Below are 22,375 nucleotides of genomic sequence, written 5' to 3' on the forward strand. Positions count from 1 at the left end.
TCTCCTAACGTGAAGCTCTCCCGACGCGGCTCCCTCCGAGCCACCCTCCTGACCTCTGTGGCCGTCTCGGCCCTCCTCCTCGCCGGCTGCTCGAGCACCGACTCGAACGACTCCGACGGTGACACCTCGGCGTCGAAGGCCTGGTCCTACGAGGACGCCACCGGCACGACCGTCAAGGTCGACCACACGCCGAAGCGCGTCGTCGTGCTGAACGACATCGCGATCTCGTTCATCGAGTACGGCCTGAAGCCGGTCGGCACCTTCGGCCAGCTGACCATGGCGAAGGACGCCCGGTTCGACGACCTGGACACCGACGGCATCACGCAGCTCGGCACCGGGTACGGCGACATCGACCTCGAGAAGCTCGCCGCACTGAAGCCCGACCTGGTCGTGACCTCGGTGTACCCGACCGACGAGAAGGGCACGCTCGACGACACGCAGCCCGGCTACGGCTTCAAGGACAACGAGCAGGAGAAGCAGATCGAGGCCATCGCGCCGGTCGTCCAGGTCAAGTGGGGCGGCAAGGGCGAGGACGTCATCGAGAAGATCGCCGACCTGAGCGAGTCCCTCGGTGCCAAGGAGTCGACGATCGAGGCCGCCGAGAAGCGCTTCGACACCGCCGGCGACGAGCTCGAGAAGGTCGCGAAGGAGCAGGACCTTTCGGTCGTCTCCATGTACGCCGACGGTGACGGCGCCTACGTCACCCGCCCGACCGACGAGCCGCTGCTGCAGATGTACTCGTCGTTCGGCGTCGACTTCGTGAACCCGAAGCCGAAGGGCTTCTACTGGGGCATCTACTCGTGGGAGAACGCGGGCCAGATCAAGGCCGACGTGCTGCTGCTGTCGCAGCAGGGCTACCAGGTCGCGGACCTCGAGAAGCAGCCGACCTTCGCCGACAACGCGGCGCTCGAGGCCGGCCAGGTGCACAGCTTCACCTTCCCGGCGCTCGACTACGCCTCGCAGGCCGGCTACATGACGGAGCTCGCGGGCTGGCTCGAGGACAGCAAGAAGCTGTCCTAGACGCAACCGGAAAGCAGACGGGAGGCCCGTTGCCAGCTGGCAACGGGCCTCCCGTCTGTCCGTGGTGCGTTCTCTAACACGTGCCCCGCCTGGTGTCGTCAGCCCACTGGCAAGGCGGCGTTCACCGCGGTCTGCGCATCGCGCCAGACCGCTGCGCGGGACCCCGCGTAGGTGCTGCCCTGACCGTTCGAGTAGTACCGCAGGTTGTGCTTCCCGCCGTCGGTGTTGCCCTGCCAGTACGCGGTCACAGCGCGCGAGCTCCCGCCGACCAACCACACCTGGTCGGCGGCGTCGGCCGTACCGGTCTTGCCGAACAGCGTGGTGCCGTCCGGGGTCTGGCCGCCGCTCGCCGTGCCGCCCCGGAACGCGCCCTGCATGACCTCGAAGGCCGTCGCCGCGGTCTGCGGCGAGACGGCCTGCGAGCAGGTGCGCGGCTGCCCGCCGAGCTCCGTGCCGTCCGGTGCGGTCACCTGGTCGATGACGACCGGCGCGCAGTAGCGACCACCGTTCGCGACGCCCGCGTACGCCGCCGCCATCGTCAGCGGCGCGATGCTCTCGGTGCCGAGCAGCGACGCGGGGTTCCACGGCAGCTCGCCGCCGGCGGCCAGGTGCACACCGAGGCGCTTCGCGACGTCGCGGATGTCGCACAGGTCGAGCTGCGCGGCCATCGACTGGTAGGCGGCGTTCACGGACTGGGCCGTGGCCGAGCGGACCGAGTACGGCCCCTTCTGGCCGGGCGAGTCGTTCTTCGGCTGCCAGAAGGCCGTCGTCTGCTCGCCGCACGCCGTCCACGTGCTCTGCGGGTGCGGGGTGCCGTTCACGACCGTATCCGGGCTGCGGCCGGCCTCGAGCCACGCCAGCAGCGTGAACATCTTGTACGTCGAGCCGGTCTGGAAGCCCGTCGCGTCGCCGTCGGCCTGGTCGACGGCGTAGTTCAGCGACGTCGCCGTCGGTGGCGCCTGCTCAGACCGGTCGTAATCGGTGTTCTGCGCCATCGTGAGCACCCGGCCGGTGCCCGCCTCGACGGTGTTCAGCGTCGCGCCCAACGCGAGACGAGTCTCGGTCTTCGGGTCGTACCGGTCGAGCAGTTCCTTCTGCTTCGCGTTCAGGTCGAGGTCGAGCGTCGTCTGGATGCGGTACCCACCCGTCCGCCAGGCGTCGGCGCGCTGCTGCTTCGTCGCTCCGAGCTGCGGCAGACGTGCGGCGACGCGCTTGGCGTAGTCGCAGAAGAACTCCGCCCCGGTCTCGACGGCCTCGCACCCCTGCTGCGGCGCGGTGATCCGGACGTAGTCGGCCAGCCGCGACAACCGTGCCGTGCGGTACTCGTCGGTCGTCAGGTGTCCCTGCTCGTGCATCGAGCGGAGGATCACGTTCCGCCGCGCGGCGTTGTCGCGGTAGTGGTCCGGCGTGGACAGGTCGCGGCGCTCCGGCCACTGCACGATCGCGATGAGCGATGCCGCCTCGGCCGGGGTCAGGTCGGTGGCGGACTTGCCGTAGTAGTGCTGCGCGGCCGACTGCACGCCGTAGGTCTGGTCGCCGAAGTAGGCGATGTTCAGGTACGCCGTCAGGATCTGCTCCTTGGTGTACTTCTTCGCCAGGCCGATCGCGAGCTTCATCTCGGCGAGCTTCCGCTGCGGCGACCGCTTCGTCGCCTCCTTGTAGCCGGCCTCCTGCTCCTCGAGCGTCGGCAGCTCGCTCGCCCGCTGGATCTTGATGTTGCGCACGAGCTGCATCGTGAGCGTCGAGCCACCCGAACCGCCCTCGCCCTGCGACGCGGCGACGCTCACCAGGGAGCGGACCATCGACGTCGCGTCCACACCACCGGTCTCGTAGAACCGCTTGTCCTCGCCGTCGACCGCGGCGTGCTTCAGCTGGTCGCTGATCTGGTCGAACGACAGCTCCGGCCGGTCCTGCGCCCACACGTTCGCCAGGTGCACCGGTTCGCCACCGCGGTAGGCCCAGACCTGGTTGCGCTGCGGCAGGTCCCCGATCTCGATGTGCTCCGGCAGCGACTCGAACACCCCGATCGCCGACGTCGTGCTCACCCCGGCGACCGCGATCATCGGCGTCACGCCGACCCCGATCATCAACCCGGCGAGCACACTGCCGCCCACGAAGCCGAGCGCGGCTCCCCCTGCACGTCTCATCGTCATCGCTCTGGATCCCCCGTGGTGCATCACCGCACCGATCTGGCGCGGTAGTTCGGGAGCGTCCCAGCCGTTCTCGGGCGGTCGCCGGGACTTCGCCGCGGAACACCGCCGTGTCCGCTGGGAATGCGCCCGTCGTGACGGGATCGTGACGTCAGTGGGTCGAGTGGTCACCTTGCGTCGCCGGGATGGTGCCTGCGAGCAGGTCGAGCACGCCGTCCGGGAACACCGGGACGTCCGTGTCGACGGGTACCCAGCGCACCGGGCCGCCCTCGTCCAGCACCACGAGTTCAGCGTCCAGCGGCACCGCGTCCAGCTCCGCCGACCGGACGGCGAACACGTGGACGTACTCGTGCCCGGGCTGCCCCTCGTACTCGAACAGGTTCTCGAGGACACCGAGCAGCCGGACCTCGTCGAGGGCGACGTCGAGCTCCTCGCGGAACTCGCGACGGAGCGCCTGGACCGCGGTCTCGCCGAACTCGATGCCGCCGCCGACTGCACGGTGAAAGCGCAGGCAGCGCATCTGGTCGAACGACTCGGACAGCAGCACGTGGCCGTCCTTGGTCGGCAGCCCGACCGAGATGTTCCGGATGCTCCCCATCACGCCACTCTGCCACCGGCGCGGGTTCGGTAGGTTCAGACCGTGCACCACATCCGCTCGATCGTCACCCTCGCGATCGTCTTCCTCGGTCTGGGCTTCCTGCTCACCGCCGGTGGTTCCGTCTGGACGATCCTCACTCCGGACGGCACCGGCGTGAACTTCGCCGCGGGGTTCATGTACATGGGCGGCATGGTCGTCGGCATCGCCGGGATCGCACTCGGGGTCGCGGCGCTCGTGGCCGTCGCCCGGGCGGCGAAGCGCGTCGTCCGCTAACCGGCGAGCGCCCCGGCGGCAGCGCCCCACCCGGTGGGGTCGTCCCCCGGCGGGACGAACAGCATCGTGTTCCAGAGCACCAGGACGTCCCACCACGCGAGCTCGTCGGCAGTGAGCGCGCTCACCGAGCGGTAGCCGTCGAGCAGCTGCCGATGGACGGCTTCGGGGACCGGCCCCCAGTCGTGGAAGAGCGTCCCGAGCAGGACGGCCGACCGCGCCAGTTCGACGATGCGGTGGTCGAGCCGCAGGTCCTCGAAGTCGATGACGGCGACGACGTCCGCGTCAGCGCACAGGACGTTCGCCGCCCGGTAGTCCCCGTGCACGATCTGGACCGGCAGGTCGTCGGACGGCGCTGCCGCCAGCAGCCGTCGCAGCGCCACCCGGGCACGGTCCGGCACGTGCGTCGCACCGTCGAGCCAGCCTGCGATCTGCTGCAGGAGCGGGGTCGGCGGCGGGCGCACACCGGCGGCGCGCGCCCGATCGGGGCTGTCGCGCAGGGCGTCGTGGAAGCGGGCCAGCGTCGCACCGGCCGCGTGGACCTGTGCCGGATCGCGGACGTCCAGCAGGGTTCCGCCGATGACGTGCTGGAGCCCCATCGAGACCCCGTCTTCCTCGACCTGTACCCGTCCGTCGGGCGTCGGCACCGGGGCGGAAACGGGCAGGCCGCGCTCCGAGAGCCACGTCGTGAGGTCCGCCGCGAACGCCAAGCGCTCGAACCCCTCCGGTGCGATCGACCACTTCAGGAGCATCCGGCCGCCAGCGGTCGAGACCCAGGCGAGTGCGTTGTGGTCGCTCATCACAATGCGCTCGCAGGCGATGACGCGCACGTTCCACCACCGCTCGAGCGTCCGGATGAGCCAGTCCTCGGCAGCGGCGACGTCGGTGAACCCGAAGCGGCTCCGCAGCACCTGGTCTGGATCGGCTCGTTCCCAGAGCATCTCGAGCGTCATCGCTCCACCCTCGCAGGTCGCGCTACAATCCGGTACCGGTCCACGCACGGAAGCGAGTCGCCATGACCTCCCAGAGCACGAGGGTCCTGCACGTGATGTGCACGGTGTTCCTGTTGGGTGCTTTCCTGTCGGTCGGGATCGGTGGGTGGTCGCTCGCGAACGACACCGGGGGCGGTGCGAACATCGGCGGCGGAATCCTGATGCTGTTCGGCTACCTGCTCGGTCTGATCGGGATCGCGCTCGGCGTCGCCACGCTCGTCGTCGCCACCGTGTCGCGGCGACGGTCACGCACGCGCAGCTGACGCCTCAGCGGCGGCGGGTGCGGAGCCGCTGCACGCCCACCCATCCGGCGACCGCGAAGCAGCCGAGCGCGAGGATGTACGAGACGAGCAGGTCGGCCCATGCGCGCGGGTTGATCGATCCGTCGGGCAACCGCTCCTGGAGTTGGAACGACGTCGGGAACAGCCAGTAGGACGTCGCGTAGACGGTCAGCGCCAGTCCGACGACGACCGAGCCGACGATGATCCACCGAGCGGCGCGCGCTCCGACGGTCACGCGGACGCCCCCTTCACGGATCGTCGCGACGCTGACCGCGGTGGGTTCGCTCGCAGGTGTTCGCTGATGCGTCCGAGGATCCGGGCGAGGTCACTCGAGTCGTCGTCCGTGATCGGTGCGAACAGGAGTCCGTGCACGGTGCCGATGTGGCCGGGGAACACGTCGGCAAGGACTTCGCGCCCCGCGTCGGTGATCGCGACGACGGTGCTGCGTTCGTCGTCCGGCGACGGTGACCTCGTGACGAGGCCGCGCTGTTCGAGCAGTTGCGCCTGGTAGGTCAGCCCGCTGCGGCTGTAAACGACGCCGTCGGCCAGGTCCGTCATGCGCAGGTGCCCCTCCGGAGCGTCCCCCAACCGCGCCAGGAGCTGGAACTGCACGGTGCTCAGCCCGCCGACGTCGCGGAGCTGCTTCTCGACCGCAGGGCGCAGGAGCGCACTCACCTCGGTCAGCGCGAAGTAGGCCCCGAGCTGTGTCGGGGTCAGTGCGGTGGGGGTGTCGCTCATGGAGCCATCCTACCTGTTGCTTCGAGTTCGAAGCAGTGCTAGCGTCTCCGATAAGCGCTTCGAATTCGAAGCAACTCCGAGAGGACATCACCATGAAGGCAGTGCAGTTCCACGAAGTCGGCGGACCCGAGGTCCTCCAGTACGGCGAGGTCGAGCAGCCGACCCCGGCAGCCGGTCAGGTGCGGCTCCGCGTCGCGGCCTCCGCGTACAACGCTGCGGACAACGGCATGCGGGCCGGCTTCCTGCCGATCCCGATCCAGCTGCCGCACATCCCCGGCTACGACGTCTCCGGCACGGTCGACGCGATCGGCGAGGGGGTGACCGAGTTGACCGTGGGCGACGCGGTCATCGCGTTCCTGCCGATGGACCGGGACGGCGGGGCAGCCGAGTCCGTCGTCGCACCCGCTGAGGCCGTCGTGGCAGCACCCACGAGCATCCCACTGGCCGATGCCGCCGCCCTGCCGTCCGTCGCGCTGACGGCATGGCAGGCCCTGTTCGACGACGGCCGGCTCACCGCCGGGCAGCGTCTGCTCGTCGTGGGTGCCGGCGGGGTCGTCGGCAAGTACGCCGTCCAGCTCGCCAAGCGCGCCGGAGCACACGTCATCGCGACCGCCAGCCCCCGCAGTGCCGATGCCGTGCGCGCGGCCGGTGCCGACCAGGTCATCGACCACACCGACGTCGACCTGCTCGACGCCCTCGACGGTCAGGTCGACGTGCTGCTCAACCTGGCGCCGATCGAGCCCGAGCAGTTCGCGGCGGACGTCGCAGCGGTCCGTGACGGCGGGGTCGTCGTGAGCACGACGGCGTTCATGGCCACGCCGGGTGACGAGTCGCGAGGCGTTCGTGCAGCGACTGTGTTCGTCCTGCCGAACCGCGAACGCCTGACGGAGCTCGTCGCGCTCGTGGACGCCGGGGCCCTGACGGTCGAGGTCACGCGGCGCATCCCGCTCGCCGATCTGCCCGCACTGCACGCCGAGGGCGCAGCCGGGAGGATCGTCGGCAAGGTCATCGTCCTGCCCTGACCCGGATCACCGGAGCGGCCAGTGCCCTGGACGATCGAGGTCGTCGGGCAGCACCGTTGACGCATCGCCCTGCGCGGCGTTCACCTGGGGTTGAGTCAAGAACAGCGCGTTCGACAGGTCCGCTCCCCCGAGCCGGGCATCGCGCAGGTCCGCCCCGAGCAGGTCCACGCCCGACAGGTCGCATCCCCGCAGGTCCGCGGCGATCAGGACCGCACCGCGCAGATCGGCGCCGACCAGGACGCGAGATCGCAGGTCGCGGCCGGCCAGGTCAGCCGACGGGTGCAGGTCACCGGCCGAGTCGCCGGCGGCGGGGTACCCACCTCGGGCCTCCGCGCTGACGTCGATCAGGACGGAACGGACCTCGGACCGGAGCGACTCGACGTCCACCGCGAGGACGCCGGACAGCTCGCCGTCGAGGACCTGCTGGATGCGGAGCCGGAGCACGGTCGGTGCTTCCGCTGACCCCAGAGCGGTCGAGCGAGACACCGCCTCGACCAGGTACCAGAGCATCTCGTGGAGCTGCCGGGCGACGGCGAAGGCCCGGAACATCTCGGGCTTCGAGTCCGGCTCGTCGACCCAGCTCGTGCCGTCGAACAGGACCTGCGAGACGTACTGGCCAGCCCCGAAGCAGTCGAAGGTGGTGCACCCGGTGAAGCCCCGCGGACGAAGCGCCTGGTGGATCGTGCAGGAGAAGTCGTCGGCCAGGTTCCGGCACGGGCTCCCTGCGGGCTTGTCGATCGGGAAGTCGCTGGACCGCTGGAACCCGAAGGCGGTGCAGCAGAGGGCGAAGCAGTCACCGCACGAAGCGCGGAGCCCCGAGCGGTCGGCGGAACTGGGTGGGGTCTGGGTCACAGAGCGGGAGAACGTGTCACTGCGGCCAGGCTAGCGGCGCGCGACTGCGCCCGTCCGCAGTCCCGACGCGTACGGTGCACCTGTGACCAGAACCCCGGCAAGACCGCACCGCCTCGTGCTGATCGCCGCCGCCGTCGTGCTGGTGATCGGCATCGTGCTCCTGTTCACACCGTGGGACGGCTTGATCCCCGTGCTCGCCTGGGTGCTGATCGTCGCGTCCATCGCCCTCGGCGCGATCACCCTGTTCTTCGCGAGGGCCCCGCGCAGCTAGGACCGCGGCACGAGACCGTGCTCGTAGGCGAAGATCACCGCGTGCACCCGGTCACGCAGCCCGAGCTTGCCGAGCACCCGCCCGACGTGGGTCTTGACCGTGGACTCGCTCGTCACCAGGTGTGCGGCGATCTCGGGGTTCGACAACCCGCGGGCCATCGCGAGCAGCACCTCGCGCTCCCGCGGGGTCAGGGGCTCCAGCGGGTCCGGACCCGCCGGCCGCTCGTAGGGGAGCACGGAACCGAACAGCTCGAGCATCCGCTGCGTCACCCGCGGTGAGACCGCGGCCTCCCCCGCTGCCACGGACCGGACGGCGTCGAGGAGCTGCGCGGCGCTGACGTCCTTGAGCAGGAACCCGCTCGCCCCGGCACGCAGGCCACCGAACGCGTACTCGTCCAGGTCGAAGGTGGTCAGCACGAGCACCCGGGTCTCGGGGACCTGTTCGACGATCGCGGCCGTCGCCGTGACGCCGTCGACGTGGGGCATCCGGACGTCCATGAGCACGACATCCGGACGCAGAGCACGCACGAGCCGAACTCCCGCACCGCCGTCGCCGGCTTCGCCGACGACCTCGATGTCGGACTGTGCCTCGAGCAGCAGTCGGAACCCCGTCCGGATGAGCTGCTGGTCGTCGACGATCGCCACGCGGATCACCGGTCCTCCGTCCTGACCGGGATCGTCGCCCGGATCTGCCAACCGTCGGTGCCGTCGCGGGAGCCCGCGCGCACCTGCCCACCCAGCGCGCGGATGCGCTCGTCGATCCCGATGAGCCCTCGACCCGACCCCGCTGGGGCGTGGGCCGATCCGCCCGGCCGAGTCGGGCCTCCTGTCCGTCCGTCGTCGGTGACGACCACGGTGACCTCGGTGGCGGACGCTGCCACGCGGACGTCGACGGATCGGACGCGCTGCGCGTGCCGGGCGGTGTTGGTGAGGCCCTCCTGCACGACCCGGTACACGGCGAGCTGCAGGGCATCGTCGTCGGGGACGACGCCGATGCGTTCGAGGGCGACGGGGGTGCCCAGCGCGCGGAACCGGTCGACGAGCTGCGGGACGTCGTGGATGCCCGGTTGCGGCGCGAGCGCGGGTTCGCCGTCGCCTCCGAGCACCCCGAGCATGCGGCGCATGTCGCCCATCGCGCCACGGCCGACGTCGGCGACACCGCGCATGGCAGCGGCAGCGGACCCCGCCGAACCGGTGGGTGCACCGGCTGCCGACCCGGCCGCCGCGCCCTCGGCCAGCCGCACCATCACCGTGAGCGAGTGCGACACGATGTCGTGCATCTCCCGCGCGATCCGGGCCCGCTCCGCGGCGGTGGCGAGCTGCGCCTGCTGGTCGCGCTCCCGGGCCAGCTGGTGCGCGCGGTCGATCAGCGCCTGCGTGTAGCGACGGCGGTTCGACACGTTGACCCCGATCAGGACCGCTGCCAGCAGGAACGTCGTGGGCTGCGGGTACAGGACGTCCGCGAGTCCTCCGGACCCCGGCGCGACCACGAAGACGCGCAGCGCCGTCGCCCCCGCGGCCAGCACGACGGCGACCGCGGCCGTCCACCACCCGGCGGCACGCGACCACCACACGGTCGCGGCATAGACGGTGAAGAGCACCGGCGAGTACCCGGCCTGGGTCCACGTCATCGCGACGACGGACGCGAGCCCGAGCACCGCCGTCACCGCGGGGTGCGTGCGCCGGAGCGGGATGCCGGAGACGGCGATGACCACGAGGACGACGACCGTGACCCGCGCGGCGGGGCTCCCGTCGACCTGCCACGCACTCCGGAACGCGACGACGACCTCGATCGCACCCCAGAAGACCATGAGCAGCGCGTCGGTCATGACCGGGTGGCGCGCCCAGAGCCGCCGGAGCCGGCCGGGTGCGTCGGGCAGGGCGATGCCCCCGGCACCGTCCTGGACGGCACCGGGGGCGAGGTCGGCAGGGGTCACGCGTCCCACTTCTCGACCAGGGCGAGCGCCGTCACCGAGGCGACGACCACCCAGGCCAGCAGTACCGCGAATCCGCTCCATCCCCCCAAGGCTAGGACGCCGTCGTGCCACCCCGACGTCACCTCGGTGCCGAACTGCATGAGCGGCTGCCCGGCGTTCTGCGGCAGCAGGTTGGTCAGCGTGCCGAGCCAGTCCGCTCCCGTGAACGACTGCACCAGCTGCACGACGACCGGGGCGACCAGCATCAGGCCGAGGACCCCGGCGATCGCGCCGGCTGTGGAACGCAGGACCACACCGACCGCGAAGGCGAGCAGCGCGATGAGCGTCAGGTAGACCGAGGCGCCGAGCAGCGGCATCGCGACGCTCGCGTCCAGCGACGCCTCGACGTTCCGTCCCGCGGCGATCGGCAGGGTGGTGAACGCGGTGGCCCAGACGCTCACGGCACTCGTGACGAAGACGGCCACGGCGAGGACGATCGCCTTCGCCGCCAGTGCGACCGACCGCCGTGGGACCGCCGCGAACGACGAGCGGATCATGCCGGTGCCGTACTCGCCGGTGACGACGAGGGCGCCGATCACCGCGACGATCAGCGACGAGAGCATCGTGCCGCTCGTGCTGTAGAGGACGAGGGCGTTCCGGGCCGCGTCACCCGTGAGCCCCTGACCGCCGTTGTCCGCGAAGGCCGCCAGGAGCACACCGATGCCGATCGGCAGGACGAGCACCAGCAGGAAGCTCCACACCGTCGACCGCAGCGAGCGGAGCTTGATCCACTCCGAGCGCAGGACGCCGGAGAAGTGGACGCCGGACGTGTGGCTGCCGGCTCCGTCGTGCCGGGGCAGGGTGTCGCTCGTGACCGCGCTCACCGGGCCACCTCCGATCGGTACTCGACCTGGTCGTGCGTGAGTTCGAGGTAGGCCTGCTCCAGGCTCGCCTCGGTGGTGGCCAGCTGGTGCAGGACGATCCCCGCAGCACCCGCCGCCTCGCCGATCTGCTCGGCGCCGAGGCCACGGACCTGCAGCGACCCGTCGCCCTCGTAGCCGATGGTGACGTCCGGTCCGGCGATCGCGTCGAGGAGCCGCTCGGGCTCCGGCGTCCGCACGGTGACCGACCGCTCCGTGGCGGCGGCGACCAGGTCCGCGATGTCCATGTCCGCGAGCACCCGCCCGCGACCCATCACGACGATGCGGTCGGCGGTCAGGGCCATCTCGCTCATCAGGTGGCTCGAGATGAACACCGCACGCCCCTCGGCGGCCAGGCTGCGGGCGAGTCGACGCACCCACACGACGCCCTCGGGGTCGAGGCCGTTGACGGGCTCGTCGAGGATCAGCGTCTGCGGATCACCGAGCAGTGCCGCCGCGATCCCGAGCCGCTGCCCCATGCCGAGCGAGAACCCGCCGACGCGCTTCTTCGCGACGTTCTCGAGACCGGTCATCCCGATGACCTCGTGCACCCGGGCCGTCGGGATCCGGTGCGTCGCGGCGAGCGCCGACAGGTGGTCGAAGGCGCTGCGTCCCCTGTGGACCGCCTTGGCCTCGAGCAGTGCGCCGACGCGACGCAGCGGGTCGCGCAGCTCGCGGTAGGGGCGTCCGTCGACGTGGGCGGTGCCCGAGGTCGGCCGGTCGAGTCCGACGACGGCGCGCATCGTGGTGGACTTGCCCGCGCCGTTCGGACCGAGGAAGCCGGTGACGACGCCGGGGCGCACCGTGAAGGACACGTCGTCGACGGCGACCTTCTCGCCGTAGCGCTTGGAGAGGTTCTGGATCTCGATCATGCGGCAACGGTACGGAGACCACCGGGTCCACCACATCGCCGTCGCAGACGATCTCCGCGGAGCGACCGTGGTACCCCGGTACCACCCGCATCGGTGCCGGATACGGTGGGGTCATGGTCGTCCAGCGGTGGCACGAGGACGTCCTCGGGGCGCCCTACGAGCGACTCGAACTGCCGCTCGGCTCCGACTCCGAGGGGCCGGTCGTCGCCACCCTCGTCCGTCGTCGGCACACCCCGACGGACCTGCTGCTGCACGGGCGCGGGCCGCTGCACGGCGCTGACGTGCTGTACGTGCACGGGTGGTCGGACTACTTCTTCCAGACGGAGCTCGCCGAGCGCGTCGAACGGCTCGGTGCCCGCTTCCACGCACTGGACCTGCGGAAGTACGGCCGGAGCCTCCGCCCCCAGCAGACCCCGGGGAACGTCGACGACCTGGCGGTGTACGACGAGGACATCGCCGCAGCGCTCGACGCGGTGTCCGCCGAGCACCCCGGCCCCGGTGAGCGGCGACTCGTGCTGATGGGGCACTCCACCGGCGGTCTGACGCTGTCGCTGTGGGCTGCGCGGCACCCGGAACTCGTCGACGGGATCATCCTGAACAGTCCCTGGCTCGAGTTCCAGGCGACCGCCGTGGGCCGGGCGATCGTCGCGCCCGTCATCAAGCTCGGCGCGAAGCGGAACCCCCTCGCCCCGATGCCTGCCGTCGACCCGGGCTTCTACACGCGCACCGTGTCGGCCGCGGGCGAGGGCTCCTGGACGTACGACCAGCAGTGGCGGCCGGAACGCGGGTTCCCCCTGCACCCCGGTTGGCTCGCGGCGGTCTTCGCGGGGCAGGAGACGGTCGAGCACGGGCTCGACATCCAGGTCCCCGTCCTGGTCATGCTCAGCGACAAGAGCATGTTGCAACCCCGGTGGGACCCCGGCATGGCACACGCCGACGTCGCGCTGAACGTCGACACGGTGGCCCACCGAGCCCTGTCACTCGGCAACGAGGTGACGGTCCGCCGGCTGCCGGGAGCCGTGCACGACGTGGTGCTGTCCGCGCCCGACGTGCGCGAGCAGGCGTACGACGCGATCGGACGCTGGGCCACCACGCTGCACCCCCGCTAGCGTGGCGGGATGACCGACCGCTCCGTCCGGCTGACCCGGCTCGACCCGATCGGGATCGACCACGATGCCCTCGTCGACTTCCTGTCGACCGAGGACTTCCCCTTCCACGTGCGGCGGTCGTGGACCCGTGCGGAGGCCGTCGAGGCCGTGGCATCCGGCTCCTACCGCGACGACGAGCACGACTCGTACTGGGTCGACCACACGGAGCACGGCCGCATCGGGTTCGTCCGGCTGGAGGATCTGGAAGACCCGGTCCCGCTGTTCGACCTGCGCATCGCCGGCGCGTTCCGCGGCCGCGGACTCGGCGTCCCCACACTGCGCGCGGTCACCGACCACGTCTTCGGCACCCTGCCGTCGGTGACCCGCTTCGAGGGCCAGACCCGCGAGGACAACACGGCGATGCGCCGGGTCTTCGTGCGTGCCGGGTGGGTCAAGGAGGCGCACTACCGCGAGGGGTGGCCGATCGAAGGCGGCCGCGCGGTCGCGTCGGTCGGGTACGGGATCCTGCGCCACGACTGGGAGACGGGCGAGACGACGCCGGTGCCGTGGGACGACGACGTGCTTTCTGACGACTGACGGTTCTGGTTCGTGATCCACGGGGAACGTGAACCAGAACCGTCACCGCACGAGACGAACGTCTTCGCCCGGCGCGTCTCGCGTCACGGTCCAGAGCGGACGGGAGGCGCGGGTCACGCCCGCCACGGGCCTCCCTCCAGCCAGGTGGACGCGTCCAGGGCGTGACGCGCGATCAGCCGCCGGTGGCCCTCTGCAGCGCGGCGCAGGTCCGACGGAACGCCACGCTGAGCGACTCCCCCGCGGGGCGCTCCGCCCACTCGTCGAACGCGGCGCGCAGCGCGAGCAGCGCCAACGGCACCGCGAACCGGTCGGCGCCCTGCCACGCCGACTGCAGCTCCAGCGTCTGCGCGGCGTCCCGCTCGAGCACGGCGGACAGCAGTGCCGGATCGGCGACGAGCAGCGCGCGCACCCGGACCAGGCGGTCGAGGTCGTCGGGGCGGTCGCGTTCGAACGTCGCGAGCACCTCCGCGATCACCTCGGTCAACGCATCGAACGTCACCGGGGCGGTCACGGCGGCGGTGACGGCGGCGGTGACGGCGTCGTGGACGTCGCGCGAGACGAACAGGAACGCGTCCACCTTCGCGGCGCAGTACCGGAAGAACGTGCGCTCGGTGATGCCGGCCGCGGTCGCGATCTCGGCCCCGGTGACGACGTCGAACCCGCGCGCGCCGACCAGCGCGACCGCGGCATCCTCGACGGCACACTCCGTCGCCCGGCGGTTCTGCGCCCGGCGGTTCTGCGCCCGGACCCCGGTCACGACGCCGACCGCGCGGAGACGGTCTCGCGCTGCCAGAGCTCCGGCAGCCGGAGGTCGACACCGTCGGCGTCCGCCAGGCGTGCGAACGCGCGCATCGTGACGTCGAGGCGGTCGAGCTTCTTCGGCAGCGGCCTGAGCGGACGGTCCAGCGGACGCCAGAACGCGTCCCAGTGCACCGGTCGGACGACGCTCGGGTGCAGGGCGCCGACGGTCTCCTGCCAGTACTGCTCGATCCAGGCCGTCGGCTTCGCACCGGCGGCACCCGCACCCAGGTAGACGGTGTCGGCGTGGAGCCCCGCGAACGTTCCGGGGATGAAGTTCGCCGTCGGGTGGACCAGCACCGATCCGTCCGGGTGCTCGAACAGGAACGAGGAGCACCCGCCGGTACGGAAGTCGCGCATCCGGGCCGGCAGGGTGACCGGCTCGGTGATCTCGCCCGGGACCACGTCGCCGTCACTGTGCAGGGCGTGCAGCGGCGTGACCGTGAAGGCCCCCACCGCGAACGACTCGCGGTCGTGGAGCTCCCGGAAGGGCACGCGGTCGAGCCCGTACCCGGTGGCGATCATCCGGGTGGACGTCGAGCCGCCGAGTTCGGCCCCGGTCCGGTCCGCGACCACGGGGGCGTCGAGGGCGTGGTCGGCGTGCGAGTGCGAGACGAGCACGGCATCGAGGTGGTCGACGTCGAACCGTGCGAGTGCGTCCTCGATCCGGGTGACGTCCGGTCGGAGCCGGCCGAGCATCAGCCGCGGGAACGAGGGACGACTGAAGAAGCCGTCCACGAGCAGCGAGGTCGTGCCGTCGGAGACGAGGACGTTGGACACCCCGCCGAACACCGTGGTGACGCTCATGCGTGCGCCCCGCCGAGCACGTCGTCGAGGAGCCGCATCGTGCGCGCGGCGTCCTCCATCGCGAGGTCGTGGTGCACGCCGCGCACCCGTTCGACGTCCCACCCGAGGTGCTCGTAGACCGGTACCTCGGCCGCGGGCACGACGTGTCGACCGTCGTCGGTGAGCACGAGCGTCGACGGCACGAACGGGGCCGCCGGAGCGACCGGTGTCGTCGCGACCGCTCGCAGGACGTCGCGCAGCGTCGTGCGGTCCCAGTGCCGATGGCTCTCCTCGGCCCGGGCGACGTTCGCCGGACCCCACCGCGGATCGGTGCGGTCGTACGCCTTCACGAGCAGCGGCTGCAGCCCGGGCAGCGCCCAGAACGCCCGACCGAGCACGCCCCGCCCCGGTGCCCGCAGGTGGAAGCCGGGGTCGAGGTACACCGCCCGCGCAGGGCGCAACCGGTCGACGGCGTCGAACAGCACCCGCCCGCCGAGCGAGTGTCCGACGACGGCGTCGAGCCCTTGCGGCAGCGTCTCGGCGAGGTCGTCGGCGAACGCGGCGAGCGTGTACGACGCCGCGCGGTCGCTCTCGCCGTGACCCCGCAGGTCCGGCACGAGGAACGTGTACCGGTCCGGGTCGGCGTGGGACACGAGGTCGCGCCACACCAGCGCCGAACCGAGGACGCCGTGCACGAGTCCGACCCGGACCGGGCCGTGACCGTGGGTCTCGACGTGGAGCTGCATGTGCACTCGATTCTGTCAGTGACTGACAGAATACACGGTCAAGCGGGGCGGCTGAAGAGGTTCACGAGGTTGCCGTCCGGGTCACGGAACAGCGCCGACCGGTTTCCCCAGGGCATCGTCGTCGGCGGCAGCACCACGTCGTCGATGGCACCACGCAACCCCGCGAACGCGGCGTCGACGTCGTCCACCACGAACTCGAGGAACATGCCGCCGTTCGTGCGGGGCTCCGGCGCGGCCGGTCCGAGCATCGCCACGGTCACCGGGGTCGCGAGGGCGAGCACGGCGCCGCCGGTCACGATCTCGGCGAAGACGGGTGCGGGCCGCCGCGCCTCGGTCCCGGTGACGCGTTCGTAGAACCGCACCATCCCGTCGAGGTCGTCGGTGATGATCCGGATGGATGCGAACTGCATGGGAAGCCCTCCTGGCCGGCCACCGTGACCGGACTCGTCGAGCATGCGCGACCACCGCGACACCGTCCTGTCGGTGTTTCGGCGAACCACAAGGCGGATCTGGCGGTTCAGTCCCCGAGCAGGTCTCCGAGCACGGGGCGCAGGACGCCGTGCGGGATGTCGAGTTCGTCGAGGTGGACGACCCGGGGCGTGGCCGGTTCGTCGGTCTCCTCGACCGCCAGCACCCGGTCTCCGCGGAAGGCACGGACGCCGTCGCGCAACCGGCACCACGCGACGAGGTACCAGTCCTCGCCTTTCCCGATGTAGCCGAGCGGTTCGACGACGCGATCGGTCTCCGCGCCCGCTGCGTCGCGGTACCGCATCCGGACGACGCGCCCGCCCGTCAGCGCACCGGCGAGCGCCGTGGGAGCAGGTGTGCGCTCCCCCGACTCGAGCAGGTGCACGCGGCTCGCGAGTCGCGCTGCCCGTCGGGCGTCGTCCTCGGCGAGCACGGCCGTGACTTTCCGGGCAGCGCTGCGAGCCGCGTCGCGGAACGGGCTGGTACCGAGCGTGCCGAGGCCGATCGCCACCGCGAGCGCCTCGTCGACGGTCAGCCCGAGCGGCGGGAGCGTCGCACGGGCGTCGATCGTGTACCCGCCGGTCCGCCCTGGCTCGGCCCAGATCGGCACGCCGGCCTGCTGCAGGGAGAGCAGGTCCCGCTCCACCGTGCGCACACTGACCCCGAACCGCTCGGCGAGTCGGCGCGCGCTCCGCAGCGCGGGCGCAGCGGCGCGGAGCTCCTCGACGAGCGCGTACAGGCGGTCGGTCCGGTTCACGACGCGACCATAGCCCGTGACGCTACCGGGCACCGGACGGGAGGCGCGGCGCCAGCTGGCACCGGGCCTCCCGTCCGGTGCCCGGTCACGCGCAGGGCGCGACTCGCGTCAAGAACGCGACAAGCGTTCGACCGTGGCGTGGGCGCCGTCGGCGATGAGCCCGTCGAGGGCGTCGCGGTACGCCGCGACGAACCGTTCGTCGTCGATCAGGTCGCCGAAGACCTGCCGGTTCGCGATGAAGGCGAGCCGGTCGTCGCGCTGGGTGAGGGCGATGCGGTGCAGCGGTTCGGCCAGGCGGTCGACGATCTGGATCGGCTCGCCGGACTCGTCCGTGCCCTCGTCGTAGCGCGCCCACGACGCGACGATGCCGGCGGACAGCGTGACGGGCCGGCCGGCGGCGAGGTTGTCGCGGACCACCGGCAGCAGCCACTTCGGGATCCGGTCGCTCGACTCGGCACAGAGCCGGGCCAGGGTGTCGCGGACCTCGGGGTTCTGGAAGCGCTCGATGAGGGTGGACTTGTAGTCCTCGAGGTCGATGCCGGGCACGGGGTGCAGGGTCGGCGAGCCCTCTTCGTCCATGTAGCGGCGCAGGAACGTGGCGATCGCGGGGTCCTGCGTGGCCTCGTGCGCGTAGCGGTACCCCGAGAGGTACCCGAAGTAGCACAGGCCCTGGTGCGAGGCGTTGAGCAACCGGAGCTTCATCAGCTCGTACGGCTCGACGTCCTCGACGATCTGCACGTCGGCGTCCTGGTACGGCGGACGTCCGGCGGGGTGGTCGTCCTCGAGCACCCACTGGAAGAACGGTTCGGCGACGACGGGCCAGGCATCCTCGATACCGAGCTCGTCGCGGACCCAGGCACGGTCCTCGTCGGCGGTGACCGGGGTGATGCGGTCGACCATCGAGTTCGGGAACGACACGTGCTCGTCCATCCAGTCGGCGAACGTCGGGTCCTGCAGGCGTGCGTAGGCGGTGAACATGTCGCGGGCGACGTGGCCGTTGCCCTGGATGTTGTCGCAGGACATCACGGTGAACGGCTGCTCGCCGCGGTCACGCCGTCGGCGCAGGGCTTCGACGACCAGGCCGAACACCGTGCGGGGCGGTCCGTCGCCGCGCAGGTCGGCCGCGACGCCGGGCTCGTCCGCGACGAACTCGCCGGTGACGTGGTCGAAGTTGTAGCCACCCTCGGTGATGGTCAGGCTGACGATCCTGGTGTCCGGGTGCGCCATCTTCTCGACGACGGCGTCCGGGTCGTCGACGGCGAGCAGGTAGTCGACGATGCTGCCGACGACGCGGGACTCGCGGGTGCCGTCGGGGTGCTTGAGGACGAGCGTGTAGAGCCCGCCCTGCTCCGCCATGGCCGTGGCCATCCGGCGGTCCTGCTCGAGGACACCGACGCCGCAGATGCCGTACTCGCGCGCCTCGCCCTGCTGGAGCAGCCGGTCGATCACCATCGCCTGGTGCGCGCGGTGGAAGCCGCCGACGCCGAAGTGCACGATGCCGGCGGTGATCCCGCTGCGGTCGTAGGTCGGGACGGCGACACCGCTCGCGGCGATCTCGTCGAGGGTCTCCGGGGACAGGCGGACGGGCATCGGGTACTCCTTCGTACGGCGGTCGTTCTGGTGGTCGTGCCACCGGTCGCACCGGCGGTCGTGCTGGGTGCAGTCAACCATGCGCACATCTGTTCAGAACCGAGTTTCCATCCCGGGGTACGAACCTGAGGATGCACTCGTAGTCGTTGCACCGAGTGCATCGATGCACCTAGTGTTCTCATTCGTGACCCTCACGACCGACCGCCGCGCCGCCCTCAAGGCGAAGCACCGTGCGGCGATCCTGCAGGCCGCACGCGACCTGGTCGACGAACGCGGCGGCCGCGAGTTCAGCGTCGACGACCTGGCAGCACGGGCCGACATCGCGCGGCGGACGGTGTTCAACCACTTCGCCTCGCTCGACGAGGTCCTGCTGGCCGTGTGCGAGCAGGAACTGTCCGTGATCATCGACCGGTTCCTCGCCGACATGGCACGCACCCCGGTCGGCGACGGCAGCCGGGCCTCGATGTTCGACGAGCTCGAGTCCGCCGCACGCGGAGCCGACCTGGCAGCCGCGATCTCGAGCATGTACCGGATCCTCGGTGACCCAGGCAAGGACGACCCGAAGGCCGCGGTCCTCACCCAGACGGCGTTCTCACGGGTCACCGAACGACTCCGCGACGAGGTGGCACGCCGCTACCCGGCGGCGGATCCCCTCGACGCCGCCCTGCTCGTCGAGTCGCTCATGAGCGGCATCGTCGTGATCGCGGAACACTGGCTGGCCACCTCCGGCCCCGCGATCGACGAGCAGTCCGTCGCCGACTGGGACGCCCTGCTGGCACGACTCGTGCACAGCGTCCGCAGCGGCTACATGCCCACCGACTGACACTTCCCTCCCCAGGGGTCCACCGGCGCACCCCGCTCCACACAGCACCTGCAACGAAAGGAACGGGGCAACCGCATGGCCGGTCTCCTCTACCGTCTCGGACGGTTCTCCGCACGACGCCACTGGCTCGTGATCATCACCTGGGTGGTGATCATGGCCGTCGCCGGCGTCACCTACAGCCTGTTCTCGGGCACGATCTCATCTGCGATCTCGATCCCGAACACCAAGACCAGTCAGGTGCAGGACGAGCTCGCCGACAAGTTCCCGTCCGCGAACGGCGGCAACGGCACGATCGTCTTCGAGACGAAGAACGGCAAGGCGTTCACCGACGCGCAGAAGTCGGAGGTCGCGGACTTCCTGACCAAGGTCGAGAAGCTCGACGGCGTCAAGGGCGCGACGAGCGGCTTCGACACCCAGGACCAGCTCGACGAGCAGCGCCAGAAGATCGTCGACGGCCGCAAGGAGATCACCGACGGCCGCGCGAAGCTCGAGACCGGCCAGGACCAGCTCGACGCTCAGAAGGCGCAGCTGACCTCCGGCAAGCAGCAGATCAAGGACGCCCAGGCGCAGCTCGACGCCCAGAAGGCCCAGGCCGAGGCCGCCGGCGCAGCGCTCCCCGCAGCGCAGGCGCAGGCTGCGGCGGCGCAGCTCCAGCAGGCCCAGGCGCAGATCGACGCCCAGCAGGCGCAGATCGATGCCGGCGAGCAGCAGATCGCCGACGCACAGAAGACGATCGACGCCAACACGAAGAAGCTCGACGACAGCTCCGAGGAGCTGGAGCAGGGCTCGAAGCTCCTCGACCTGTCGAAGGACGTCCGCTTCGTGTCGTCGAACGGCAGCGCCGTCATCGGCACCGTCCAGTTCACGAAGTCGACCTACGAGGTCCCCGCCGACACGAAGACCGCCATCGCGGACGACGCCGATTCGGCCGACATCAGCGGCGTGAACGTCTACGTGTCGAACGACATCGCGCAGGGCGTGCCGTCGATCCTCGGCCCGGGCGAGATCGTCGGCGTCATCATCGCCGCGCTCGTGCTCTTCCTGATGCTCCGCACCGTCATCGGTGCGGCGATCCCGCTCGTCAGCGCCGTGCTCGGAGTGGGCGTGGCGTCACTCGCATCGCTGTCGTTCTCCGGCCTGGTCGAGTTCATCTCGGTCACGCCGGTGCTGGGGGTGATGTTGGGCCTGGCGGTCGGCATCGACTACTCGCTCTTCATCCTGAACCGACACCGCACCCAGCTGAAGCAGGGCATGCAGGTGCACGAGTCCATCGGCCTCGCGAACGGCACCTCGGGCAACGCCGTGGTGTTCGCCGGTGCGACCGTCATCGTCGCGCTGCTCGCGCTGAACATCACCGGCATCCCGTTCCTCGGGCTGATGGGCACGGTCGGTGCGGTCGCGGTGTTCTTCGCGATCCTCATCGCCACTTCGTTCACCCCGGCGCTGCTCTCCCTGATCGGGATGAGGATCCTGCGGAAGAAGGAGCGCGCGAAGATCGGCAACACCGGCTCGACCCGGGTGCCGAACAAGCCGATGAAGACCTGGCGCGCGATCGTCACGCTCGTCGCCGGTGTCGCCGTGCTCGGTGTCATCGCACTCCCCGCGACGCAGATGCGCCTCGGCCTGCCGACCGGTGCGTCCGAGTCCGTCGACTCGAGCCAGTACAAGGCGTACAAGGCCCTCGACGAGGAGTTCGGTGCCGGCCAGAACGGCCCGCTGCTCGTCGTCGCGACCCTGCCGGAGTCGATCAGCAAGTCCGACGTCACCGCGACCGAGGTCACCATCGGCGAGGCCCTGGCGAAGAACGACGACGTCAAGGCCGTCCTGCCGATCGGCACCTCGTCGGACCGCGACATCATCGCGTTCCAGGTGAAGCCCGGCGGCGGTCCCGACAGCATCTCCACCGAGAACCTGGTCAAGGACCTGCGCGAGCAGACCGTCACGACCGACGACGGCACGGTCACGCTCGGAGTCGCGGGCAACGCGTCCGCCAACATCGACGTGTCCGAGAAGCTGTCGAACGTCCTGCCGCTCTACCTCGTGGTGGTCGTCGGCCTGTCGCTCATCATCCTGATCATCGTGTTCCGGTCCTTCCTGGTCCCGATCACGGCGACGGCGGGCTTCATCCTGTCCGTGATGGCGTCCTTCGGTGGCCTGACCGCGATCTACCAGTGGGGCTGGCTCGGCTCCGTGTTCGGCGTGCACGACCCGGCGCCGATCCTGAGCTTCCTGCCCATCATCGAGATCGGCATCCTGTTCGGTCTGGCGATGGACTACCAGCTGTTCCTGGTGTCCGGCATGCGTGAGGCTTACGCCCACGGCGCCTCGGCGAAGGTCGCGGTCCAGCGCGGGCTGCACGCCGGTCGCGCGGTGGTCACGGCAGCGGCGATCATCATGATCTCGGTGTTCGCGGGCTTCATCTTCTCGGACTCCTCCACCATCAAGCCGATCGGCTTCGGGCTGGCGTTCGGTGTGCTCATCGACGCGTTCGTCGTCCGCATGCTGCTGATCCCGGCTGCGATGCACCTGCTCGGCCAGAGCGCGTGGTGGTTCCCGAAGTGGCTCGACCGGATCGTGCCGGACGTCGACGTCGAGGGCGCGAAGCTCGAGCGGTCGCACCCGGTCGCCGGTCAGCCCGGCCACGAGGAGACCCACACGGGGTCGCACGCCCTCCCCGTGGCGCCGGACGCCAACGCGCACGAGTCGGGGCACCCGCCCGCGCACCGCGCGTAGTCGACGCACCCAGCCTGGAGGCCCGGGGCCGGTCCACGAGACCGGCACCGGGCCTCCCGTGCGTGCGCCCACCCCGCGCCCGGCGGCC

General features: G+C 70.8%; 25 protein-coding genes. 9 read left to right on the forward strand and 16 right to left on the reverse strand.

The window, feature by feature from the left end; translation table 11 throughout:
* Positions 1-9: 9 nt before the first annotated feature.
* A complete protein-coding gene (locus EDF51_RS09140) occupies positions 10-1,020 on the forward strand; it encodes an ABC transporter substrate-binding protein (protein ID WP_134194541.1) in 1,011 nt (336 codons plus the stop codon).
* Between the two features lie 98 nt (positions 1,021-1,118).
* Here EDF51_RS09140 and EDF51_RS09145 read toward each other — a convergent pair whose 3' ends face one another.
* Together EDF51_RS09145 and EDF51_RS20425 are read right to left on the reverse strand one after the other, a co-directional pair.
* Positions 1,119-3,173: a transglycosylase domain-containing protein gene (locus EDF51_RS09145; protein ID WP_243837102.1), complete on the reverse strand. Its 2,055-nt coding sequence runs from the start codon at positions 3,171-3,173 to the stop codon at positions 1,119-1,121.
* A 148-nt stretch (positions 3,174-3,321) separates the two neighbouring features.
* Positions 3,322-3,768 (reverse strand): NUDIX domain-containing protein, encoded by a 447-nt coding sequence (locus tag EDF51_RS20425; protein WP_132099938.1) that lies wholly within the window; start codon positions 3,766-3,768, stop codon positions 3,322-3,324.
* Positions 3,769-3,810: 42 nt separating this feature from the next.
* Between EDF51_RS20425 and EDF51_RS09155 the strand changes: the two genes are divergently transcribed.
* Positions 3,811-4,041, forward strand: a complete 231-nt coding sequence (locus tag EDF51_RS09155; protein WP_131846749.1) for a hypothetical protein — start codon at positions 3,811-3,813, stop codon at positions 4,039-4,041.
* On the opposite strand, the gene EDF51_RS09160 is transcribed toward EDF51_RS09155, so the two are convergent.
* Positions 4,038-4,991, reverse strand: coding sequence for a phosphotransferase (locus tag EDF51_RS09160; RefSeq protein ID WP_134194543.1), 954 nt, complete (start codon positions 4,989-4,991; stop codon positions 4,038-4,040). The two genes, EDF51_RS09155 and EDF51_RS09160, sit on opposite strands and share 4 nt — an antisense overlap.
* Positions 4,992-5,053: 62 nt before the next feature.
* Between EDF51_RS09160 and EDF51_RS09165 the strand changes: the two genes are divergently transcribed.
* Positions 5,054-5,293 carry a hypothetical protein gene (locus tag EDF51_RS09165; RefSeq protein WP_132099936.1) on the forward strand — a complete coding sequence of 80 codons (240 nt, stop codon included), beginning with the start codon at positions 5,054-5,056 and terminating at the stop codon, positions 5,291-5,293.
* 4 nt (positions 5,294-5,297) lie between these two features.
* Here the strand turns inward: EDF51_RS09165 and EDF51_RS09170 are convergent, their stop codons facing one another.
* Both EDF51_RS09170 and EDF51_RS09175 read right to left on the reverse strand, forming a co-directional pair.
* A complete protein-coding gene (locus tag EDF51_RS09170) occupies positions 5,298-5,546 on the reverse strand; it encodes a hypothetical protein (protein ID WP_131846747.1) in 249 nt (82 codons plus the stop codon).
* Positions 5,543-6,049 (reverse strand): MarR family transcriptional regulator, encoded by a 507-nt coding sequence (locus EDF51_RS09175; RefSeq protein WP_132099935.1) that lies wholly within the window; start codon positions 6,047-6,049, stop codon positions 5,543-5,545. The genes EDF51_RS09170 and EDF51_RS09175 overlap by 4 nt, the downstream gene beginning before the upstream one ends.
* Positions 6,050-6,141: 92 nt before the next feature.
* Here EDF51_RS09175 and EDF51_RS09180 point away from each other — a divergent pair, with 92 nt between their 5' ends.
* Positions 6,142-7,071: an NADP-dependent oxidoreductase gene (locus EDF51_RS09180; RefSeq protein ID WP_207906667.1), complete on the forward strand. Its 930-nt coding sequence runs from the start codon at positions 6,142-6,144 to the stop codon at positions 7,069-7,071.
* A gap of 6 nt (positions 7,072-7,077) precedes the next feature.
* Here the strand turns inward: EDF51_RS09180 and EDF51_RS09185 are convergent, their stop codons facing one another.
* Positions 7,078-7,923, reverse strand: coding sequence for a pentapeptide repeat-containing protein (locus EDF51_RS09185; RefSeq protein WP_132099934.1), 846 nt, complete (start codon positions 7,921-7,923; stop codon positions 7,078-7,080).
* Between the two features lie 82 nt (positions 7,924-8,005).
* Between EDF51_RS09185 and EDF51_RS09190 the strand changes: the two genes are divergently transcribed.
* Entirely contained in the window at positions 8,006-8,194 is a 189-nt protein-coding gene (locus tag EDF51_RS09190; protein ID WP_132099933.1) for a hypothetical protein, read from the forward strand.
* On the opposite strand, the gene EDF51_RS09195 is transcribed toward EDF51_RS09190, so the two are convergent.
* The 4 genes from EDF51_RS09195 to EDF51_RS09210 are packed head-to-tail and all read right to left on the reverse strand — an operon-like array spanning position 8,191 to position 11,901.
* Positions 8,191-8,847 (reverse strand): response regulator transcription factor, encoded by a 657-nt coding sequence (locus EDF51_RS09195; protein ID WP_132099932.1) that lies wholly within the window; start codon positions 8,845-8,847, stop codon positions 8,191-8,193. The two genes, EDF51_RS09190 and EDF51_RS09195, sit on opposite strands and share 4 nt — an antisense overlap.
* A complete protein-coding gene (locus tag EDF51_RS09200) occupies positions 8,844-10,130 on the reverse strand; it encodes a histidine kinase (RefSeq protein WP_165918782.1) in 1,287 nt (428 codons plus the stop codon). The genes EDF51_RS09195 and EDF51_RS09200 overlap by 4 nt, the downstream gene beginning before the upstream one ends.
* Positions 10,127-10,993 carry an ABC transporter permease subunit gene (locus EDF51_RS09205; protein WP_166673514.1) on the reverse strand — a complete coding sequence of 289 codons (867 nt, stop codon included), beginning with the start codon at positions 10,991-10,993 and terminating at the stop codon, positions 10,127-10,129. The genes EDF51_RS09200 and EDF51_RS09205 overlap by 4 nt, the downstream gene beginning before the upstream one ends.
* Positions 10,990-11,901 (reverse strand): ABC transporter ATP-binding protein, encoded by a 912-nt coding sequence (locus EDF51_RS09210; RefSeq protein ID WP_132099929.1) that lies wholly within the window; start codon positions 11,899-11,901, stop codon positions 10,990-10,992. The genes EDF51_RS09205 and EDF51_RS09210 overlap by 4 nt, the downstream gene beginning before the upstream one ends.
* 113 nt (positions 11,902-12,014) lie before the next feature.
* On the opposite strand from EDF51_RS09210, the gene EDF51_RS09215 reads away from it, so the two are divergent.
* Together EDF51_RS09215 and EDF51_RS09220 are read left to right on the forward strand one after the other, a co-directional pair.
* On the forward strand, positions 12,015-13,010 hold the full coding sequence (locus EDF51_RS09215) for an alpha/beta hydrolase (protein WP_132099928.1): 996 nt from the start codon (positions 12,015-12,017) through the stop codon (positions 13,008-13,010).
* A gap of 9 nt (positions 13,011-13,019) precedes the next feature.
* Positions 13,020-13,586, forward strand: a complete 567-nt coding sequence (locus tag EDF51_RS09220; protein ID WP_132099927.1) for a GNAT family N-acetyltransferase — start codon at positions 13,020-13,022, stop codon at positions 13,584-13,586.
* Positions 13,587-13,758: 172 nt separating this feature from the next.
* On the opposite strand, the gene EDF51_RS19845 is transcribed toward EDF51_RS09220, so the two are convergent.
* The 6 genes from EDF51_RS19845 to EDF51_RS09250 form a co-directional block, all read right to left on the reverse strand.
* On the reverse strand, positions 13,759-14,343 hold the full coding sequence (locus tag EDF51_RS19845) for a TetR family transcriptional regulator (protein ID WP_165918780.1): 585 nt from the start codon (positions 14,341-14,343) through the stop codon (positions 13,759-13,761).
* A complete protein-coding gene (locus EDF51_RS09230) occupies positions 14,340-15,191 on the reverse strand; it encodes an MBL fold metallo-hydrolase (protein ID WP_132099925.1) in 852 nt (283 codons plus the stop codon). The genes EDF51_RS19845 and EDF51_RS09230 overlap by 4 nt, the downstream gene beginning before the upstream one ends.
* Positions 15,188-15,916 carry an alpha/beta hydrolase gene (locus EDF51_RS09235; RefSeq protein WP_132099924.1) on the reverse strand — a complete coding sequence of 243 codons (729 nt, stop codon included), beginning with the start codon at positions 15,914-15,916 and terminating at the stop codon, positions 15,188-15,190. Before EDF51_RS09235 ends, EDF51_RS09230 begins: the two co-directional genes overlap by 4 nt.
* A 38-nt stretch (positions 15,917-15,954) precedes the next feature.
* On the reverse strand, positions 15,955-16,326 hold the full coding sequence (locus EDF51_RS09240) for a VOC family protein (protein WP_132099923.1): 372 nt from the start codon (positions 16,324-16,326) through the stop codon (positions 15,955-15,957).
* 107 nt (positions 16,327-16,433) lie between these two features.
* Positions 16,434-17,141, reverse strand: coding sequence for a YafY family protein (locus tag EDF51_RS09245; protein WP_132099922.1), 708 nt, complete (start codon positions 17,139-17,141; stop codon positions 16,434-16,436).
* A gap of 108 nt (positions 17,142-17,249) precedes the next feature.
* Positions 17,250-18,731 carry a mannitol dehydrogenase family protein gene (locus EDF51_RS09250; RefSeq protein ID WP_132099921.1) on the reverse strand — a complete coding sequence of 494 codons (1,482 nt, stop codon included), beginning with the start codon at positions 18,729-18,731 and terminating at the stop codon, positions 17,250-17,252.
* A 184-nt stretch (positions 18,732-18,915) separates the two neighbouring features.
* On the opposite strand from EDF51_RS09250, the gene EDF51_RS09255 reads away from it, so the two are divergent.
* Both EDF51_RS09255 and EDF51_RS09260 read left to right on the forward strand, forming a co-directional pair.
* Entirely contained in the window at positions 18,916-19,554 is a 639-nt protein-coding gene (locus EDF51_RS09255) for a TetR/AcrR family transcriptional regulator (protein WP_165901448.1), read from the forward strand.
* A 75-nt stretch (positions 19,555-19,629) separates the two neighbouring features.
* The gene (locus EDF51_RS09260; RefSeq protein ID WP_134194549.1) at positions 19,630-22,287 is read left to right on the forward strand and encodes an MMPL family transporter; all 2,658 of its coding nucleotides are present in this window, start codon (positions 19,630-19,632) and stop codon (positions 22,285-22,287) included.
* The last annotated feature ends 88 nt before the right edge of the window (positions 22,288-22,375 follow it).

The sequence above is a fragment of the Curtobacterium sp. PhB25 genome (genome assembly GCF_004365375.1).
GTDB lineage: Bacteria > Actinomycetota > Actinomycetes > Actinomycetales > Microbacteriaceae > Curtobacterium.

Bases quoted from the DNA above. Each gene is read 5' to 3' on its own strand.
- EDF51_RS09145 (WP_243837102.1), bottom strand. From the start codon at position 3,173: ATGACGATGAGACGTGCAGGGGGAGCCGCGCTCGGCTTCGTGGGCGGC.
- EDF51_RS20425 (WP_132099938.1), bottom strand. From the start codon at position 3,768: ATGGGGAGCATCCGGAACATCTCGGTCGGGCTGCCGACCAAGGACGGC.
- EDF51_RS09160 (WP_134194543.1), bottom strand. From the start codon at position 4,991: ATGACGCTCGAGATGCTCTGGGAACGAGCCGATCCAGACCAGGTGCTG.
- EDF51_RS09165 (WP_132099936.1), top strand. From the start codon at position 5,054: ATGACCTCCCAGAGCACGAGGGTCCTGCACGTGATGTGCACGGTGTTC.
- EDF51_RS09175 (WP_132099935.1), bottom strand. From the start codon at position 6,049: ATGAGCGACACCCCCACCGCACTGACCCCGACACAGCTCGGGGCCTAC.
- EDF51_RS09180 (WP_207906667.1), top strand. From the start codon at position 6,142: ATGAAGGCAGTGCAGTTCCACGAAGTCGGCGGACCCGAGGTCCTCCAG.
- EDF51_RS09210 (WP_132099929.1), bottom strand. From the start codon at position 11,901: ATGATCGAGATCCAGAACCTCTCCAAGCGCTACGGCGAGAAGGTCGCC.
- EDF51_RS09215 (WP_132099928.1), top strand. From the start codon at position 12,015: ATGGTCGTCCAGCGGTGGCACGAGGACGTCCTCGGGGCGCCCTACGAG.
- EDF51_RS09220 (WP_132099927.1), top strand. From the start codon at position 13,020: ATGACCGACCGCTCCGTCCGGCTGACCCGGCTCGACCCGATCGGGATC.
- EDF51_RS09230 (WP_132099925.1), bottom strand. From the start codon at position 15,191: ATGAGCGTCACCACGGTGTTCGGCGGGGTGTCCAACGTCCTCGTCTCC.
- EDF51_RS09235 (WP_132099924.1), bottom strand. From the start codon at position 15,916: ATGCAGCTCCACGTCGAGACCCACGGTCACGGCCCGGTCCGGGTCGGA.
- EDF51_RS09240 (WP_132099923.1), bottom strand. From the start codon at position 16,326: ATGCAGTTCGCATCCATCCGGATCATCACCGACGACCTCGACGGGATG.
- EDF51_RS09250 (WP_132099921.1), bottom strand. From the start codon at position 18,731: ATGCCCGTCCGCCTGTCCCCGGAGACCCTCGACGAGATCGCCGCGAGC.
- EDF51_RS09260 (WP_134194549.1), top strand. From the start codon at position 19,630: ATGGCCGGTCTCCTCTACCGTCTCGGACGGTTCTCCGCACGACGCCAC.